This is a genomic window from Paraburkholderia edwinii (genome assembly GCF_019428685.1).
GTDB lineage: Bacteria > Pseudomonadota > Gammaproteobacteria > Burkholderiales > Burkholderiaceae > Paraburkholderia > Paraburkholderia edwinii.
The window spans coordinates 38,780-56,284 of sequence record NZ_CP080096.1; the positions used below are offsets into that span (position 1 = coordinate 38,780).

Annotated in this window: 16 protein-coding genes; 1 reads left to right on the plus strand and 15 read right to left on the minus strand. The window is 64.1% G+C overall.

Annotated elements, in window-relative coordinates; all coding sequences use genetic code 11:
* Positions 1-60: 60 nt before the first annotated feature.
* The 15 genes from KZJ38_RS22060 to KZJ38_RS22130 form a co-directional block, all read right to left on the minus strand.
* On the minus strand, positions 61-1,281 hold the full coding sequence (locus tag KZJ38_RS22060) for a hypothetical protein (RefSeq protein WP_219801841.1): 1,221 nt from the start codon (positions 1,279-1,281) through the stop codon (positions 61-63).
* A gap of 170 nt (positions 1,282-1,451) precedes the next feature.
* Positions 1,452-2,033 carry a YbaB/EbfC family DNA-binding protein gene (locus tag KZJ38_RS22065; RefSeq protein ID WP_219801842.1) on the minus strand — a complete coding sequence of 194 codons (582 nt, stop codon included), beginning with the start codon at positions 2,031-2,033 and terminating at the stop codon, positions 1,452-1,454.
* A gap of 17 nt (positions 2,034-2,050) precedes the next feature.
* Positions 2,051-3,544 carry a Do family serine endopeptidase gene (locus tag KZJ38_RS22070; protein ID WP_219801843.1) on the minus strand — a complete coding sequence of 498 codons (1,494 nt, stop codon included), beginning with the start codon at positions 3,542-3,544 and terminating at the stop codon, positions 2,051-2,053.
* A 58-nt stretch (positions 3,545-3,602) separates the two neighbouring features.
* Positions 3,603-4,031 (minus strand): hypothetical protein, encoded by a 429-nt coding sequence (locus KZJ38_RS22075; RefSeq protein ID WP_219801844.1) that lies wholly within the window; start codon positions 4,029-4,031, stop codon positions 3,603-3,605.
* A 12-nt stretch (positions 4,032-4,043) separates the two neighbouring features.
* Positions 4,044-4,838 carry a hypothetical protein gene (locus tag KZJ38_RS22080; protein ID WP_219801845.1) on the minus strand — a complete coding sequence of 265 codons (795 nt, stop codon included), beginning with the start codon at positions 4,836-4,838 and terminating at the stop codon, positions 4,044-4,046.
* A 22-nt stretch (positions 4,839-4,860) separates the two neighbouring features.
* Positions 4,861-5,751: a peptidylprolyl isomerase gene (locus KZJ38_RS22085; protein ID WP_219801846.1), complete on the minus strand. Its 891-nt coding sequence runs from the start codon at positions 5,749-5,751 to the stop codon at positions 4,861-4,863.
* A gap of 122 nt (positions 5,752-5,873) precedes the next feature.
* Positions 5,874-6,377, minus strand: a complete 504-nt coding sequence (locus tag KZJ38_RS22090; RefSeq protein WP_219801847.1) for a hypothetical protein — start codon at positions 6,375-6,377, stop codon at positions 5,874-5,876.
* The gene (locus KZJ38_RS22095; protein ID WP_219801848.1) at positions 6,374-6,910 is read right to left on the minus strand and encodes a YbjN domain-containing protein; all 537 of its coding nucleotides are present in this window, start codon (positions 6,908-6,910) and stop codon (positions 6,374-6,376) included. Before KZJ38_RS22095 ends, KZJ38_RS22090 begins: the two co-directional genes overlap by 4 nt.
* Before the next feature lie 147 nt (positions 6,911-7,057).
* Positions 7,058-7,723 carry a hypothetical protein gene (locus tag KZJ38_RS22100; RefSeq protein ID WP_219801849.1) on the minus strand — a complete coding sequence of 222 codons (666 nt, stop codon included), beginning with the start codon at positions 7,721-7,723 and terminating at the stop codon, positions 7,058-7,060.
* 8 nt (positions 7,724-7,731) lie between these two features.
* Complete coding sequence (locus KZJ38_RS22105) at positions 7,732-9,570, minus strand: putative porin (protein ID WP_219801850.1); 1,839 nt, start codon at positions 9,568-9,570, stop codon at positions 7,732-7,734.
* Positions 9,571-9,642: 72 nt separating this feature from the next.
* Positions 9,643-10,368: a TonB family protein gene (locus tag KZJ38_RS22110; RefSeq protein ID WP_219801851.1), complete on the minus strand. Its 726-nt coding sequence runs from the start codon at positions 10,366-10,368 to the stop codon at positions 9,643-9,645.
* A gap of 40 nt (positions 10,369-10,408) precedes the next feature.
* Positions 10,409-10,813 carry an ExbD/TolR family protein gene (locus KZJ38_RS22115; RefSeq protein WP_175112243.1) on the minus strand — a complete coding sequence of 135 codons (405 nt, stop codon included), beginning with the start codon at positions 10,811-10,813 and terminating at the stop codon, positions 10,409-10,411.
* 72 nt (positions 10,814-10,885) lie between these two features.
* On the minus strand, positions 10,886-12,637 hold the full coding sequence (locus KZJ38_RS22120; RefSeq protein ID WP_246641944.1) for a DUF2341 domain-containing protein: 1,752 nt from the start codon (positions 12,635-12,637) through the stop codon (positions 10,886-10,888).
* 105 nt (positions 12,638-12,742) lie between these two features.
* Positions 12,743-14,515, minus strand: coding sequence for a ShlB/FhaC/HecB family hemolysin secretion/activation protein (locus tag KZJ38_RS22125; RefSeq protein ID WP_219801853.1), 1,773 nt, complete (start codon positions 14,513-14,515; stop codon positions 12,743-12,745).
* A gap of 754 nt (positions 14,516-15,269) precedes the next feature.
* Positions 15,270-16,427 (minus strand): TIGR03032 family protein, encoded by a 1,158-nt coding sequence (locus KZJ38_RS22130; protein WP_219801854.1) that lies wholly within the window; start codon positions 16,425-16,427, stop codon positions 15,270-15,272.
* 335 nt (positions 16,428-16,762) lie between these two features.
* On the opposite strand from KZJ38_RS22130, the gene KZJ38_RS22135 reads away from it, so the two are divergent.
* Positions 16,763-17,482 carry a hypothetical protein gene (locus KZJ38_RS22135; RefSeq protein WP_219801855.1) on the plus strand — a complete coding sequence of 240 codons (720 nt, stop codon included), beginning with the start codon at positions 16,763-16,765 and terminating at the stop codon, positions 17,480-17,482.
* Positions 17,483-17,505: the final 23 nt, after the last annotated feature.

Here is a 17,505-nt window from a genome sequence, read left to right on the forward strand (position 1 = left end):
TGCAACAGAGGCGAGCGCCGGCGGGCGATCTGCACGCGCCGCCGGGCTGCATTTTGACGATCAGTGCGTGTGCGTCGTCGACGTGGCCGCTGCGGGCTTGTGCTTATGGGCGTGCGCCGTCTTCGCCGACGGACGTGCCTCCGCGGGCTGACGCGGCGCGGCGGCAGCCGGTGCGTCCAGGTTTGCCGATGCATTGCCCCCATTTCCCGCGTTGGCGATCGCTGCCGCCGGCGCGACGGACGCCGGCGCGGGCGACGATTCGGTCTGCAGCAGCGTCGCGAGCGTGGCCTGCTGGCCCAGCAGCGTCTCTTCGATGCGCTGCTGCCGAACGGTGGTGTCGTGCGTGAAGCGCACGAGCAGCAGCATCTGCGCAACGCCGATCGCCACCGTCACGAGCAGCACGCCGACGACGATCGACAGCATCCGCTTCATCCGGCGCGAATGCTCGGTGGCTGCGCGGCGCTGGTCGGCGATCACGCCATACAGCGCATCGACGGTGTCGGCGAAGGCGGTGGCGCGTGCGTGGTCGAGTTCCGGGGTTGCACGCGGCGGTGCGGCTTGCGGTGCGGCTTGCGGTGCGGCTTGCGCTGCGGCGGGTGTCTTCACTTCACTCTCGAGCGTGCGCGTAACCTGCGACGACGATGCATCGGGCTTGCCCGCCGCTTCAGCGCTCCCCTCGCTCACCGCTTGACGAAGCGCGGTCGGATTGCGCACGGCGGAGGCCCTCGTCATCGGCTGCGCATCCGGCGAGGCTGTGATATCCGATGTGGTTGCGCGCGCATCGGACCCATCACGCACTTCCGCCGGCGCCACGTTCAGTTCGACCCCGCTGCCGATCGCTTCCGGCGCCCCACCCACATCATCACGCACGGCCTCCTCGGCCTTCGCCACCGCGCGCGTATTCCGGCGCGCCGCCTTCGTCTCGACCGTCTCCACCGGCGTCTCGACGACGACCACTTCGCCGTCCTCCGCTGTCGCCGCCTCGACTGCAGCCAGCACTTCGTCGGGCAATTCGAACCCGGTCAGCGTCCCTTGCCGCACGTCGATGTTCATCGCCTCGAGCGCAGCGCGCGTCGGATCGTCGGGGAACAGGTCGAGCGTGCTGTCGTCGGCGGGCACGTCGCTGAGTTCGGCGAGACGCTGTGCCGATCGCGCGGCGCGGGCCAGCTTGTTTTCGGTTTCGGTCGAGACGGGGGAAGCGGTGGAGGCGGCAGCGGTACGCGGCGCTTTCGAGCCGGAACGGGAGGGGCGGGAGGTCGTGGGTGCTGCGGGATCGGCCATGTTGTGTTCCAAAGTGTCCCCGGGAGAATCGGGTCGAGCGCCGCTATTATGGACGACAAGCCGCGGCGATTCGATCCCGCTGTCGCGGCTCACCCGGTCACACGTTGTACAAAAGAGTCATTTCCCACGCGCTTTGGGCATCGGTTCGCGCATCGATTCCCGACGGACGATCACGAAGCGTTCGCCGCGCCCCGCGGCACAGCCTGTGGACTCGCGACGGGCGCGGCTTCAGATTTCCCGCCTGCATTTCCGCCGGAGTTTTCACCCGGGTTTCCACTCGTCGGCGGCGCATCGGGCTTCGCTTCGAGGACGAGCCGCACGCGCAACGGCTGACGCATATCCGCAGGTGGCGACACGCCGATCGCATGCGCCATCAACAACGCGCGCAGATCGTTATCGGCCTGCGCATCGCCGAGCGAATCGAATGCAACGCGCGTCACCGCGCCGTCGTTGCCGATCCACGCGCGCACGGTCACTGTCGATGGGATCGTATCGGCCGGCGCATGCTGCATCCGGTCTTCGAGAAAGGCATGCAGTTCGTTGGCCGTATCGTCGTAGGCCTCGAGCGATCGCTGAAACTGTTCGCCGACGATCTGCGCATAAGCGATCCACGTTTGCGGAACTTCCGTGGTTTGCGCCGCCGCGCTTTGCGCATAACCCGCGATGCCGCATGCAATCGCGCACGCGCCGAGCGCGTGGCCAATCACACGTTTCAACCCGCGCTGCAACGCGCGGCGCTCGTTATTTTTCATCAGGTCTCCCCTACCCCCTACGCCGGATCGAACGGCAAATAAACGCGTGTATTGCCGCGCTGAATCAGCAACGCGGCGTTGTCGTGCAACTGGCGCAGCTCGTCGGCGAGCTGATCGAGCGAAGCGACGGGCGTACCGTTCACCGACAGCACGATGTCGCCCGGCTTCAGGCCGATACGCGTCGCGCGCCCTGCCACCTGCTCGATCAGCAGACCGTGATCGAGCCCGAGCCGCTGCTGTTCCGCAACCGACAGCGGCCGCACGACAATGCCGAGCCGTGTCGGCGGCACAGCGGATGCGTTGGTCGCTGCGCCGCCGTTGCTGTCGAGTTCGCCGACCGCGACGCTCATATGCGTGCCATGCCCCGCGCGCCATACGAGCAGATCGGCTTTCTGTCCCGGCCGGATCTTCGCGACGGTCGTCAGCAGATCGACGGAATCGTCGACGTCATGACCGTCGACCGCGAGCACCACGTCGCCTGCCTGCAGGCCCGCCTTCGCGGCAGGTCCGCGTGGATCGACGACGCTGATCAGCGCGCCGTCAGGCTTATCGAGCCCGAACGAACGCGCGAGCGCCTGGCTGACTTCCTGCAGATTGACGCCGAGCCAGCCGCGGCTCACATGACCGGTCTTCAGCAGCTGATCCTTGACGTCGAGTGCGACGTCGATCGGAATCGCGAACGACAGGCCCTGGTAGCCGCCCGTCTTCGAAAAGATCATCGAGTTGATCGCCACGACGCGGCCGCGCAAATCGAACAGCGGCCCGCCCGAGTTGCCCGGATTGATCGGCACGTCGGTCTGGATGAACGGCACATACGCTTCGCCCGGCAACGAACGCGATTTCGCGCTGACGATGCCCGACGTCACCGTGTTGGCGAAGCCGTACGGCGAGCCGATCGCCATCACCCAGTCGCCGACTTCGACGCGCTGCGGTTTGCCGGTCACGACAACCGGCAGATCGTCGGCATCGATCTTGATCAGCGCGATATCGGAAAGCGCATCGGTGCCGACCACTTTGCCCTTGAATTCGCGCTTGTCGGTCAGCTTCACGTCGACGACGCTCGCATCGCCGACCACATGCCGATTGGTCAGAATGTAGCCGTCCGCGCTGACGATAAAACCGGAGCCGAGACTCACTTCTTCGCGATTGCCGATCACGCGGCGCGCAAGAAACGGCGCGAGCGGATTGCCGGGCGCGATGCCCGGCGGCAACTGCACGCCCATCTGCGTGACTTCATGCGTGACGCTGATATTGACGACCGCGGGCCCGTAACGCTTCGCGAGCGACGCGAAGTTCGGCAACACGATCTGCGCGGAGCCCGAACCCGCACCCGATCCCGCGGACGGCGCTGCAACGGCTGCCACGGTAGCGGCCGCTGCGTCATCGGTCACTGCGGCGCGCGCCGCGCTCGCAGCAACACCCGCACCCATCGATGCAAGCGCAACGAATATCGCTGCGCGCACTGTTTTCCGCGCGCTACCCCGTTCACCACCACGTTTTGCGGCTGTCATAAATTCGTTCGCATTGTCGAAAACCACCCGGGCGCGGCGCTGCTTTTTCGTTACGGCATCATTTGACCGGCGCGGGGGCCGGCGTCGTGGGCCGCTGCGGCGTTGCCGATTTGCCCCACGCATTGCCGAAGCGAATGCTTTCAGCCGAATAATTGAAGGTGCCGACCTGGTTGGACGGCGACTTCGCCAGCGCTTCGGCCGCACTGATGCCGCTTGCCGCGGTGCCCGGCGTCGGTGCGAGCTGCTGGCTCAGGCAATCGTACGAAAGCGCCTGCACGCCGTTCACTTCCGCATTCACGCACACCCGCTTGCCATTGTTCGGCGCCGCCGCCTGCGGGGAACTCGCGCCTTTGTCCGCGCTATTGTCCGCAACCGCGGGCGTGTTTTGCGCCCACGCCGCGCCGGACATCGCAACCGTCGATACAACACCTGCAATCGATAAAGACAACGTCACCGCCAACCGAACCGTCGAACTATGCAGTTTCATCACAAGCTCCTCTCATGATGTCCCCGTATCGGCGCGCTCCGCGTCGACCGGCGGGCGGCCGGCCGCCGCAAAGCGCTGGAACTCCTTCACATCGGCCCGTTTCATCCAGGGTGGCGAAGTCTCGAGGAAGGAGGTGTCGCGACGCACCGTTTCATAATGGATCAATTGCCTTGAAGTAGGAAACGGCGTTTCGCGCGGTGCGTTGTACATCATCTTGAAGAGCCGCGCCTGCGGCCCGCGATGCGTCCACAGGTCGCCGACATCGCGCACCGTCGCATCGAAGCAGAAGCGCACCCAGACCGGTCTGCCGCCCATTGCGCCTGCGCGCATGAACTGGGCCAGCGTCAGCAGCACATAAGGCAGGTCATGTTGTTCGATCGACGGATACGACCAGAGGTTCATGACGTCGGCGTAACCGACGAGATAGATGAAACGCCGCACAGTAAGCGACGGCGCCGCGCGACGCATGACCTGGAAATGGCGCTGCCAGTTCTCGAGGAATGCGCCGCGCTGTTCGCGTTCGAGTGCGGCATCGCGCTTGCGGCGCACGCTCGGCGCTTCAGGCTGGTACGACAGCGTCGATAGCGGACAACGCTCTTCGTCGTACGCAATCAGATGGCGAAAGCGCCGGCCCGCGCCGCCGTCGGCCAGCAGCGTCAGTTCGCCGAAGCAAACGGGGCAATGCAGGCTCGCCTTGTCGCCGGCGCCGTAGTGCGCGCCGACGACGTGAAAACCGTGGCCGCCGAGGTTGACCTCGTCGAGCGGCCGCGCGGTGTCGGACGAGGTTCCGGTGGTTCCGGTGCTCACTCGCATCGCCCCTTATGCGCCGTTAGTGAACCGCGGCGAGCGCTTTCTTCAGCGCGTCTTCGTCAATCGGCGCAGCCGACGGACCCGCGAGCTTCGCCATATACGCCTGCGCGTTCTGTGCCTCGCGTTGCTGACGCAGTTGCGCGCGCAACTGTTCTTTCACGTCGGCGAGCGGACGTACGCTTTGCGCGCGCGTGTCGGTCAGCTTGATCACATGAAAGCCTGACGACGTTTGCAGCGGACCCGCGATATCGCCGGCCTTCATGCCTTCGACCGCCTTGCGGATTTCCGGCATCAGCAACCCGTCCGGCACGAAGCCCATATCGCCGCCGTTCGCCGCGCTTTGCGGCTCCTGCGAATTGGCCTTCGCGAGCGCGCCGAAATCGGCGCCCGACGCGCGCGCCTGACGCGCGAGATCGGCCGCCTGCTTGCGGACCTTATCGAGCGTTGCCGCATCGGCGTTGGCCGGCGTCGCGATATAGATTTGCGACAGACGGACCGCGTGCGGCTGCGTGAACAGCTGAGGATTGCGGCTGTATGCCGCCTGGAGGTCCGCGTCGGACGGATAGTCGGCCGGCGGCGCCGAGACCGATGCGAGATAGCTGCGCAGAATCACGTCGCGGCGCGCTTCATCGATCAGCGCCGTGACTTGCGGCTGCTTGTCCCAGCCCTTCGCATGCGCTTCGGCGAGCACCGCCGTCGTTGCGAGCTTCGCGCGCACGAGCTGATCGAGCTTCGTCGGGTCGGCCGCGAGACGCGTTCTGACATCGGGGCTCAGTGCCTGCAGGAATTGCGTCATGTCGGCTTGCGTGACGGTTGCGTCGCCTGCGCGCGCCACGACGTCGTCTTTTGCATGTGCCGCGCAAGACAACGCGAGCACTGCGCTACCCACCACCATTGCAACTTTCTTCATGTTCGTCGCACTCCCACTGCTGAAAAAATTGACCGGCTGCCGATGCGCTTCGCTTGCCCGATGAATCTGCTCAAATCGTTGCGCATGCACCTATGCGGCATTGGCAGCCGGCGTCCGATGCTTCACATCTCGGCGCCTACCGACAACCGTATGACCACAGGCTGCTTCATCATGCGCGGCGGCGGCACGCCGACCGTCTGCGCCAGCAGAAGCGAGCGCAAGTCGGCTTCGGCCACGTCGTCGCCGATATCGTCGAATTGCACCTGCTCGACCTGGCCCGTGCGATCGAGCCACACGCGCACTTTCAGCGTCGGCGGCTCGAACGGCAGCGGCGCGCCGTCCGACTGCTTTTGCGCTTGCGCAGATTGCGGCGCTTGCGCGAGCGCGCCGGCGTCGGTGTCGACCCAGTTGCTGAAGTAATCGTTGAAGCGGCGCGCAGTTTCCGTATCGGACGATAGTGCTGTCTGCAGCGTTTCCGACACGCGCTGCGCATAGGCAAGCCAAGCTTGCGGCGCCTTCTCGATGCTGACGTGCTGCGCGCCCGTGCCGGCCCACACGCTATGCGTGAGCGCCAGCAGCGCCGCGCCGAGCGCGCCTGCTACGCCGGGCTTGCCCGGCCTGTTCATTGCGCGTCGGCCTTCGACACGTCGGTCGCGACGCTCGCGAGGCCGGCCACCGTGACGCCCGAGGCCGCTTCCGCCGCGGCCATCGCCGGCCGGTTGCGCAGATGCAGCAGGAATTCGCGAATCAGGCGATCCCACAGCTCGATCAGCGAACGCAGATTGCGTTCGCTGATGCCGCCCGCCACCACCACGTCCATTTCGAGCACGAGAAACGGCGCCTGCTCCCAGAGCCGCGCGAAGCGCTTCGTGCGGTTCCAGCTCGCGACGATTTCCGCGGGCAGTTCGCCTTGCACCTGCAGCGCGCAGCTCAGCGTGAAGTCGAGAAACGAGCCTGCGTCAGCTGCCGTGTTGCCGAAGCGCACCGCGAAGCCGACGCCCTGGCTCGCGCTCATCAGCTGCACCGCCCCGTTCTGCTCGGCCGGCGTCACGCGGTAGCCCGCGGCCTTGAATACGTCGGCCAGCTGGTCGACGCTGACGGCTTCGATAAACATGTCGTCGTTCCCCTTCTTCGTTGCTGCTTTTGCTGCGGTCGTCATAGTGTTTCCTGTTGTTTCGATCCGATTGTGTGAACGGTCTGAATGCGCCCGGTCAATGTTGACGGGTTAAGTCGATCGCATGTGTTCCGGCTGCAATGCCTAACCTCGTATGGTGCGCGCGTATGGTGCGACGCCTTCATGACTGTGTTATTTCGCCGGCGCCGCTGCAGGCGCCGGAAGCGCGTTCGGATCGTATTTGCCCGCGTACAGCTGATCGCCGTACTGTTGCGCGATCTCGTCGTATTTCACGCGCGCGCTCTGCGCGAACGGCTGGCGCGTCTTCATGAAGGTGCCCAGGTCGATGTGCTCGTATGCATCAAGAATCTCGTGCCCGATCTTGTACAGCTGCACGTTCTTCGCCTGGCACGTTTGCAGCTGCGTATCGCGCACCTTCAGCTCGCCTTGCGCCTGCTTGCGCTGTGCGTCCTGCGTGTGCGATTCGGCAAGCAGCGCGTCGTACGCGGCCTTCACCTTGGTCAGTTCCTGAGAATCCTTCGCGTGGCTCGCGCGCTCCGAAGCGAGCGAGCGCTCGGCCTGCTCCTGCGCGCTCGACTTGCCTTTCGCCGCATCGAGTTCGCCCTGCGCGGCTTTCAGGTCGGCGAGCGCCTTGTCACGCTGCTGCTCCGCCGCAGCCTTATCCGCCTGCAGTTGCGACTGCGTATCCTGCGCCTGACGCAACTGCTCGGTGGTCGAACGTAGTTGCGTGCGCAACCGGTCTTCGATGCTGCCGCTTTGCGCATGGGCCGGCAACGACGCACACAGCAGCGCGGCACTGCAGCAGCCGCTCGCCACGCTCAATAGACGTTTTCGCATGATCAGCCTCAGAATCTCGCGTTAAGCTCGAGCTGCAGCACATCGATCAGCAGCGGCGGCCCATACACTTCGCGTGCGCTCAGGTAACGCGCGGACAGCCACGCATCGCGCGCCACCGCATACTGCGCGCCGATCACATAACCCTTCGCATTCGTGCCGCCGAGGTGGAAGTCCGAATCGGTGAACGCATCGAGCACCGCATCCGGCTGCAGGTACTTGTACGCGACCGAGAAATTCCACTGGCCCTTTTCGACCGTTTCCGGCTCGCCGAGCGTGAACTTGAACATGAAGCCGTTGCCGCCGCTGCGATAGTCGGCCGCCGTCACATTCGAACTCGCCGTGTTGAAGTTGTTGACCGGCGGCGACGCCGCCGCGAGCGCCTTGCTCGCGTCGAACGAGAGGTTGCGCACGAACTCGCCGTCGAGCCGCACCTTGTAGCGGTCCATCAGCTTCGTATCCCACTCGAGCTTCACGTCGAACAGGCGATAGTTGTACGCAAGGCCGAACAGCTGCGGCTCAGGCGTCGTTCCCGGCGCAAGGTTCGGGTTCTGCACGATATTGCGCAGCGCGATCAGCGTATTGCCCTTCTGGAGGAAATCCGGTGCATCGTTGTCGGTGCTACAGCTCGTCGCGCCGAGGAACAGCGCGCAAGGCGACGACAGCTGGCCGCGCGAGTTCTGGAAGTCGTAGTACGCAATCGCGCCCTTCAGGCGGTTCGTTTCGTTGATCTTCCATTCGGCGCCGACCTGGCCGGCGAACAGCCACTTCGTATCGCTGCCCTCTTTCACCGGCGCGTTCGATATGAAATTGTCGTCGCTGTACTGCACCGGGAATGCGCCCAGCGTGCCGAACAGCGTGATGTCCGCGGTCGTCGGCAGCGCATGACGGAAATTCGCGGCGAAGCCGTCGAACTCGAGGTCCGGATCGAACAGCAGGTCCGACGAGAAGAACGGATTGTCGAAGCGGCCGCCGACAAGGTTCAGCCACGGCGTCGGCGCGTAGCTGACGTACGCCTTGTTCAGCCAGATGTTCTTCTTGTCGAAACCGCCACCGAGCAACTGCGTGGTCGAAACCGGATCGTTGTCGTTACCCGACGCGAGCTGAATGCCCGCGCTCAGGCCGTCGGCAATCTGCGCGGTCACGCCAAGGCGTGCGCGAACGCTGAACAGGTTCGCACGGTTCGTCGTCGTGTTGATCGACGGCGGAGCGCCCTCGCCCGGCGTATTGCCCGTAAAGTCGAAGCCGCCCATCTGATTGATGGCGGCAAAGTTCGTCACACCCGTCACGTTGCGCGGCGAGTAGAAGTCGAACTGATCGCGCAAGCGCAGATCGCCGTCGATCTTGATGCGCGAGACCCAGTCCGGGAACGTGTTCGGCTGCGCCCAGTTTTCCGCCTTCGCCTGGGCGACCACTTCCTGCTTCACCTGGTCGCGGATCTGATCGCGCACGACTTGCGGCACGTACGGCACGGCAACGTCGCCCGGCTGCGTCGGCGCATTCGCAACCAGCGGCGCGGCCACCGGCGGACGCGCGGCAGCGGCCTTCGCCTGCGCGGTTTCGGCCTGCGCCTGCGAGATCAGGTCGTTGGCATTCTGCTGCGTGAGCACGCCGCGCTTGACCAGCAGGTTGATCAGGTTGATCACCGTGCTTTCGGTCGGCGCGGCCGCGCCGCCTGCTGACCGGTTCGCTGCCTGATTCGCCGCTTGCGTCTCGAGCGATTGCGCATGCGCGAGCGCGCTCACCGACATCCCCAGCGCCGCCAGCACCGCGAAACTGATTCGCGTGCGGTGGAGCGCTTTCCCCCCGCCGTGCTGCCCGCCACCCCGTAACACCATCTTTTGAATCATTGTGATTCTCCGCATATCTGCTGATTTTTCTGCTGGCCCCGCATGGCTCTCGAATCGCCCCCGCGATTCGCGTCAGCCCGGCTGATGCCCCTGTAAGTTGAGCCGCACCGGGTATTGCCATGACGGCGGCGGCGGTTCGTCGAGCTTGCCGAGCACCTGCAGCGCGCTAACGACGGCTTCGTCGAGCTTCGAGTCGCCGGTGGACTGGCCGATCGTCACCTTGACGATGCGTCCCGACGGCTCGAGCCACAGATTCACGCCGACCGAAAAGCGCAAGCCCTCCCCTGTTTCCTGCACGCTCTTGTCGCGCTCGACGGCCTGCTGCAGCGCGTACACGAGGTATTGCGAATAAGTGGCGTTGCCGAAGCCGCCGTTACCGGTCCCGCTGCCGGCCATGCCCGAACCGTCGCCGGCGGCGATCGCGAAGTTGTCCGTACCGGCTTGCGCGGGCGCGTTCATCGTCATTTGCTTCGGCGCGTTATCCATCGGCTTCGGCGCTTCCGCGGGCTTGGGCGTCGCGGTCGGCTTCGGCACCGGCGTCTGCACTTCCGGCGTCTTTTCGGGCGGCGGCTTCATCTTCGGCGGCGGGGGCGGCGGGGGCGGCGGCACGGGAATCACCGTCGTCACGCGCGGCGCTTCGGCGCGCTTCACGCCCGCTGTATCGTTCGCGAAGCGCCACACGGCAAAGCCGACACCCACCAGCACGATCACGTAGATCGCCGGCTTCACGAAGCGCTTGAGGCCTTTCTTCTCGTCGTCGGGATCGCCGCCGTGGCCGCCCTCGTAGGTCATTTCCATGAGCGAGGCCTCCGGCGGCCGCTGATGCTGCGCGCGAATGTCATGATTTCTGCTTGCCCGTCACGAGACCCACTTGCGTCAGATCGAGCCGGCGCAACAGATCGAGCACATCCATCACCTTCTGATAGGCGACCGCCGAATCGCCTTTCAGCACGATCGGCGCATCGGGTGTCGTCGCCTTGATCGTGCGCAGCCGGTTTTCGAGCTCGTCCATCGTCACGGGATACGCATCGAGGAAGATCTGCCCCGAGTCGGATACGGTGATGGCTTTCGTCTGCGGCTTCGCGAGACTCGCCGACGAGCTCGCCTTCGGCAGATCGACCTTGATCCCCTGCACCGACGCGGTGGTCATGATGATGAAGATGATCAGCAGCACGTACGCGAGGTCCAGCATCGGCGTGATGTTGATGTCGTCGTACGGCTTGTCGTCGTCCTGAACTTGCATGGCGTTACGCCCTCCGTTGTTGCGTGCTGCGGCGCGTGTCGTGTTGCGTCATCGATTCGTTCGCGTTTGTGCCTAATCCGCGGCGATCGCGTGGTCCGCGCTGCGATGCGCTTCCGCGAGACGCGTCACGAACTCGTCGACGAACACCTGCATGTTCGCGGTCACGTTCTTGTTGCGAATCAGCAGGTAGTTGTAGCCAAACAGCGCGGGAATCGCGACGAACAGACCGGTGACGGTGGCGAGCAGTGCAGCTGCAATACCCGGTGCGATTGCGTTCACGTTGACGTCGCCGGCGGCGGCAATCGCGGCGAACGTGATCATCACGCCGACCACGGTGCCGAGCAGGCCGAGGAACGGGCCGCCGGAAATCGCGATCGTCAGCAGAACCATCGACTTCGAAAGGCGCTGGTTTTCACGGACCAGCGTGGCGTCCATCGTGGCGCGGATCGCTTCGATCGACTCGGTGGTGATGACCGTGCGGCCGTTTTCGTCGACACGGCTATGGATTTCCGACACGCCCGCGCGGTAGAGCCGGTACAGCGACGAGTGGCGCAGACGCTTGCCGTCTTCCGAGCGCTCGTCGGTATGCGCGAGGCCGACCAGATGACGGCCCGCCACTTCGCGAAAGCGCTTGACGAAGAACGCGTTTGCCTTGTCGACGGTGCCCACATACTTCGCCTTGTTCCACATCACGACCCACGATGTGAACGCCATCGCAAGCAGGATGACGATGACGACCCACGCGTCGACGGTCACCGACTTCACGATCACGCCGAAGTAGCCGAAGCCGAAGCCCGACTGCTTTTCGTCGGCGCCGTAGGCGACCAGCTTCGATTCGGAGCCCTGGCTCATTGCATCGATGCCGATCAGCGTGGGCGAACGCGCAACCTTCGACAGGCGCAGTTCGTCGATCTCGCCGACGTAGCCGCTGCCGGTGCCGCCGGCGACATCGCCGCCGACCGCAGCCGCACTGTTCAGCGCCGGCAGCGCGGCAGCGACCTGCGCGACCTGGTGGCCACCGACGTAGAGCGTGAGGTTCGTGCCGTCCGCCGTCACGGCGATATGCGACCACTGGCCTGCGGCGACCGGTGCGGTAGCGGGCGTGCGGGCCGGTGCTGCGCCGCCGTCCACTTCGGCGAACGGCACGCCGTTGTCGAGACCGATCAGCACGCCATTCGCGCCGTCGCGGCGCGCGAACAGCAGCGTTTGCGGCGCGAGTGCGGCGGGCTTCACCCATGCGCTGAAGGTGAACTTGCCGCCTGCCGGAATCGCCAGCGACGGGCTCGCCGCGAGATTCACCGGCGTCTTGCCGTCGAACTGCGCGGCCTTGCCGACGATGCCGTCTTCGACGATGCGCGACGGTGCGTTCTGCGCGTTATTCGCGTACGCGGTCAGATCCTTCGTCGGCGTACCCGACGCGCCGTTGAAGTGATAGACGAGCGTGTAGTCGGGATCGAACGTGTCGGCCGGCTTTGCGCCGTCCGGCGCTTTCTTGTTGCCGTAGTACATCCAGATGTTTTCGCTCGCGCCGGCGGGGAACTGCGGCACATCCACCCAGACGAGCGCGACGCCGAGCACCGGGTCGTACTGCTCGATGTGATAGTTGAGCGGTGTCTTGTCGTCGGCGGCGACGAAGCGGATATCGGCGCCGCTATCCTGCAAGCCGTCGAACTGGAAGTTGCCCGAATGCAGACGGATCAGCAGCGGCACACGTCCGGCCGATTCCGCGATATTGCCGCCCTTCGGCGTCGTGTCGATCGTGATCGATTTGCGGAACGACCAGTCGTTCTGCCACCACGCATTCGCCACCCCTGGCAGCCACATGAAGGCCACCGTCAGTAATACCAACCAAGCTCGCTTCACAGTCAAATCCCCCGATAAACCGGCCGGTCCACGGCCGGCCCAACACATTTAAAGAAACCGGCCAGGTTAGAAACTCGCGCGCACATAGAAGTCGAAGTGCGGGCTATATGCTTTCGTGAAGGTCGCAGACTTCATCGGGAACGCCATTTCGATATCGGCGCTCGCGTACTTGAGCAACTGCAGGCGCGTACCTATGCCCACCGAAAGCATGTTGAACGACGACTGCTGCTCTGGAAGCGGGCTCAGCAGCCACAAATGGGCGGAATCGACGAACGCATGGAAACGCCATTCGTTCACGATCGATCCGTTGAAATACTTCGCGACCGACGGACTGCGCAGTTCGAGCGAACCGATCACGCCGCTATCCGCGGTGTCTTCCGCGGACAGATAGCCACGCACCGTATTGATGCCGCCTGCCGCGAACTGCTCGCTCGAGACGAGCGGCGAGTTCGAGATCTGGCCCGAGACGTGCGCGTTCAGCTGCATGTCGCGCGGCAGGTTCTGCGTGTGATTGACGTCGAACTTGCCGTAGATGAAGTCGGCCGTCGCGTCGAAGCGCTTGTTGTCGAAGTCGTCCGCGCTGCTGCTTGCGCCGCGCAGGTTGGTGACCAGCGAAACCGAGAACGCGGTCTGCGAGTTCTTCAGGTTTAGCTGGCCGTTGTAGGCGAACGTGACCGGCACATACGTGATCGGCGCTTGCGACGTCGTGCCCGCGAAGATGTCGTTTTCGTCGAAATGCTTGTGGTCGATTTCGACGCTTGCCGTTTCCGAATACCTGTCGGTCGACGGCAACGCGTAGATAGCCTGCAGGCCGAACGACGTGCCCTTGCCGAGCACCGTCGTGTTGCCGAGCGACGCGACGTTGCTGTCCGAGTGATAGGCGGTGGCGAGCAGGGTCCAGTGCGTGCCTTGCAGCGGCGCGAGATACGAGAACGTGTAGACCTTCGCGTCCTGCGGATGCTGCGGCGCGAGCAGGAAGCTGCCGGAGATCACGTGGCCGAGCTGCCACAGGTTCGAATAGCTGAGCGCGGCGACCGTGCGCAGTTCCGACGTGTCGGGGCTGTGGTCGTTGTTCAGTTCGATGCTGCCGTGCAGCGGGTTGTGATCGTCAACCTTGAGGTCGACATCGACCGTCTGCGGCAATGCACCGGCTTTCAGCACCGGAATTACCTGACGGTCCTGCGACTTGTTGAGGTCGGTCAACTGCTGCTGCGCGGCGTTGAAATCGGGCACCGTGCCTTCCGCGAGCGCCGGCACCGCATCGCGAATCTCCTGCGGCGAGTTGTACTTCGAGCCCTCGACGCGCAAGCGCCCCACTTTCGCCTCGACCACCTGCAGCAGAATCACGCCGCCCTTCACCTGCTGCGCGGGCAATTCGACGACCACCGACTGGTACCCGTTGTCCTGATAGACCTTCTGCAACGCATCGCGCGCGGCATTGACATCGGTGAGCGTCTTACCCGGTCCCTCGAACGGATAGACCGCCTTTTCGATCTCGATGGACGGCAGGGTCGTATTGCCTCGCACGATGAACTCGTTGACGTCGAAGGTCGGCGGTGGACTGGCCGCTGCCGGGTTTGCCTGCGCTGTTGCCTGCGTTGCTGCGTCGGTCGCTGCCTGTTTCGTTGCTGTCGATGCCTGCGCTTGCGCGTTCGTTTGCGCCGTTCCCTGAGTCGATGCCTGAGTCGCTCCCTGAGCCGTTCCCTGAGCCGTTGCCTGCGTGCCGGTTTGCGTTTGTGCCTGCACGAGCGCCGCAAGCGTGATCCCGCCTACGAGCAGTGCACCCGCCAGGCACTGCCCGATCCGGTTATTCGATTCCCCGTCTACTACCGGCGTCATGCGCCACCCCTTGATTGCTTGAAATTCTCAGCGTTGTCGGTCCGCTTGCAGCACTTCGCGTCGCTCGCGTTATACGTGTTTCAGGTCAATTTGATGACAGCGGCTCAGTATTCCTAAATAGTTGATCTGGTCTTTCTCGCACCACAAAAACTTGCCTGCTCATTGTCTTTTCCATCGACGCAGACGGCTTTCGCATTGACGAAAATTCAACTGCGCCTAACTGCGTTTACCGCAGGCCGCGCCGGCCAATCGCTTTGCGATCCGCACCGGCACAGCCGGAATTCTCAGGTTCCACCTCGGGCGCCATCTCAGTGCTGCCTCAGGTTCCACACTACGCACCGTGCATGCCGCTCACTCAAGCCGCATTCGAACCGACGCATCTATTTGCATAGACGGAACGAACCGCAAGAAACCGCACTTTTTTTGTTTGGACAATCCGACGGGGTCGAAATACGCGGACCACCTGAATTGCGCTGCTAGCCGCAGCCGCTTGCGCACGCGGCAACCAGCAGGTTCATTGACGGGACAACAGCGCCTGAAGGTTTTCACCTCCCTGTCTATCCAGACGTACCGGAACTCGCCAACCCGCATTCTTTTCGTCGCAGCGCGCTTGCCGACAACAAGCGTCTGCATTTCCACACCGCTTACCTGTGCTGCTCACGCACGTTGCCCATAGGCGCGCCGACGCAACGATGCAGCCGCGACCGCGGATCGGGCCGCGTAGCGATACTGCACCGCTGATATTGCGAGACCGTTACCGATCTGCTGCTTCTTCCGAACCCTGCCCGGCCTTGACTGCTTCTTCGTCGTCTTCACGCGGCCTTTGCTGCCAGAAGCCGCCGCGCATCGTCGTGATCGACGGCATCTGCGCCCATTGGCGCGGATTCAGGATCTCCGCGCGCAGCACATCGGGCAGCACCTGCACGTCGAGAATTTCTTCGACACCGTTGTAAAACTCGAGAATGCCAAGCAGTTCGCCGCTTGCGAGGTCGACGGCGGCAATGCCTGCGACGAGTTCGTCGCGCTCCGCTTCGATCGGCAGGCCTTGCGGGCCGCGCTTCATGCGCAGCTTCGAGAGTCCGATGAACAGCACACCGCGATATTCGGCAAGCCCGTGCGTAAAGCCCGGCAGTTTCGTTAAGACCTGTTTGGCGCCCGTGGCAGGATCGATGCGCAACAGCGCGCCGCGGCCGCCTTCGAGCACGTACAGCTGGCCGTTGATGATGCGCGGAGAGTGCGGCATCGAAAGGCCGCCCGCGACGATGCGCCCGGACGGCACTTCCATCACGATGCCGCTGTCGGCCATGCCCTTACGCCAGCCGAACGGCGTATTCGTTTCGCCGAGCGCGGTCACATAGCGCACCTTCGATTCGTGAAACGCCATACCGTTGAGGTGACAACGATCGTCGGGGCCGAATTCGGTGACGAAAGGTGGCTGCCAGATCGGCGTGAAATTGAAGTAGCCGTCGATCACGCTGATGCACGAATAGCGTGTGTTCACTGCAAGCACGATCTGCTTGTCGAACGCCATGTCGTGCAGATCGAGGTCGCCCGTATAGTGAGACATCCGCGGCACGAACATCGCGTCGTAATGATTGGGCCGCTCCGGATAAAGCGGCGCAAGCGACGACACATTCGCGAAAATCATCAGCTCGTGAATCGTTGCGATCGCAAGGCGTTTGCCGCTCACTGCAAGCCCCATCGAGCGCGGCAACTGGCAAGCGGATAGCGTCGGTATGCCGTTCTCGACACCGAGAATCGCGACACCCGAAGGACGGCGACTGATGGCGAGCGAACACTTCAGCGATGCGAGCACATCGAGAAAGCGCCCGGTATCACGCAAGTTGATCAGCGCGTCTACGTGGTCTGTCTGCGTGGGGTTGGCTGCGACGTCGTGCGGGGACTGCTCCACTACCTTTTCCTTTTAATTGCCGGTGCTGCATCCGATTTTTCGGATGGGTCTTTTTTCAAGGTAGCGCATGTTTTGAGTCAAGCATGTGACAGAAGGAACGGATATGCGCACTCGCGCAAAAGTGTGCGGGTTCGCCGTGCCCGATCCGTCTAAGCAGTAGACACAGACAAAAAAGATCTTACGAACCCCATGATTTCCGACCCGAAGACGTGCGCAATGCCGGTCAGTTGCGCTTGCAACGATGCGTGCCGCCACGCAGGCGACGGCGCGGCGCGCGGCGCTGCGGACGACACCGGCACTGTGGGCCGGCGTAGAGGATTGGCGTGCCTTTGAGCATGAAATGGCTGCGCTCCTTCGGCGCGCGCTTCGCTTCGCGCGAGCGAGGCGACACGCCGTATCCGCTGCGCTGGCGCAATCCGTGGCATCTGTGGCAAGGCGCATCATGGGTCGCGAACACGCTGCTTGCGCCGCCGTTCACGGTGATCGGCATCCTGCTGCTGATCAACGCTCACAGCGATTGCCCGTATTTCTGGCCGTCGGCAATGGCGGTCGTCGCGCTGACCAATGCGCTCGCGATCATCGACGCGAACCAGCGGCATCATCGCCGGCCGTACAGCAGCCGCGTGCGCGTGGCGCTGCGCTACTTCGGCGTAAGCGTGTTTGTCGGTGGCGCGCTCTTCATGATGCTGGTCTGGGGTACGGGCATTCTCGAAGACGTCGCGGGGCCGCTGCTGCCGAACGGGCATGCGGCACACTTCGCCGGTTCGTTTGCGCAGCTGCAGTGGACACTCGGCGCGACGGCGGCTTTCTGTGTGCTGTCGTTCGCGCATGCATGCGTGCTGCATGCGTTTCTCGCATTCGAAGTGCCCATCTGGTATCGGATTTCGCGCGGGACGTTTGCAGCCGGGCGCGCGGAGCGGGGACAAGCGCAAACCGCCGATCGCGGCCCGGCCGATCGCGGCCCGGCCGATCGTAGCCCGGCCGATGTTGGCCCGTCTGATCGCGGCGCGGCCGATTCCAGTTCGACGACCGACGTGCACCGCAACGGCCATTAACAGCCACGCTTTGCCCAGCCTGC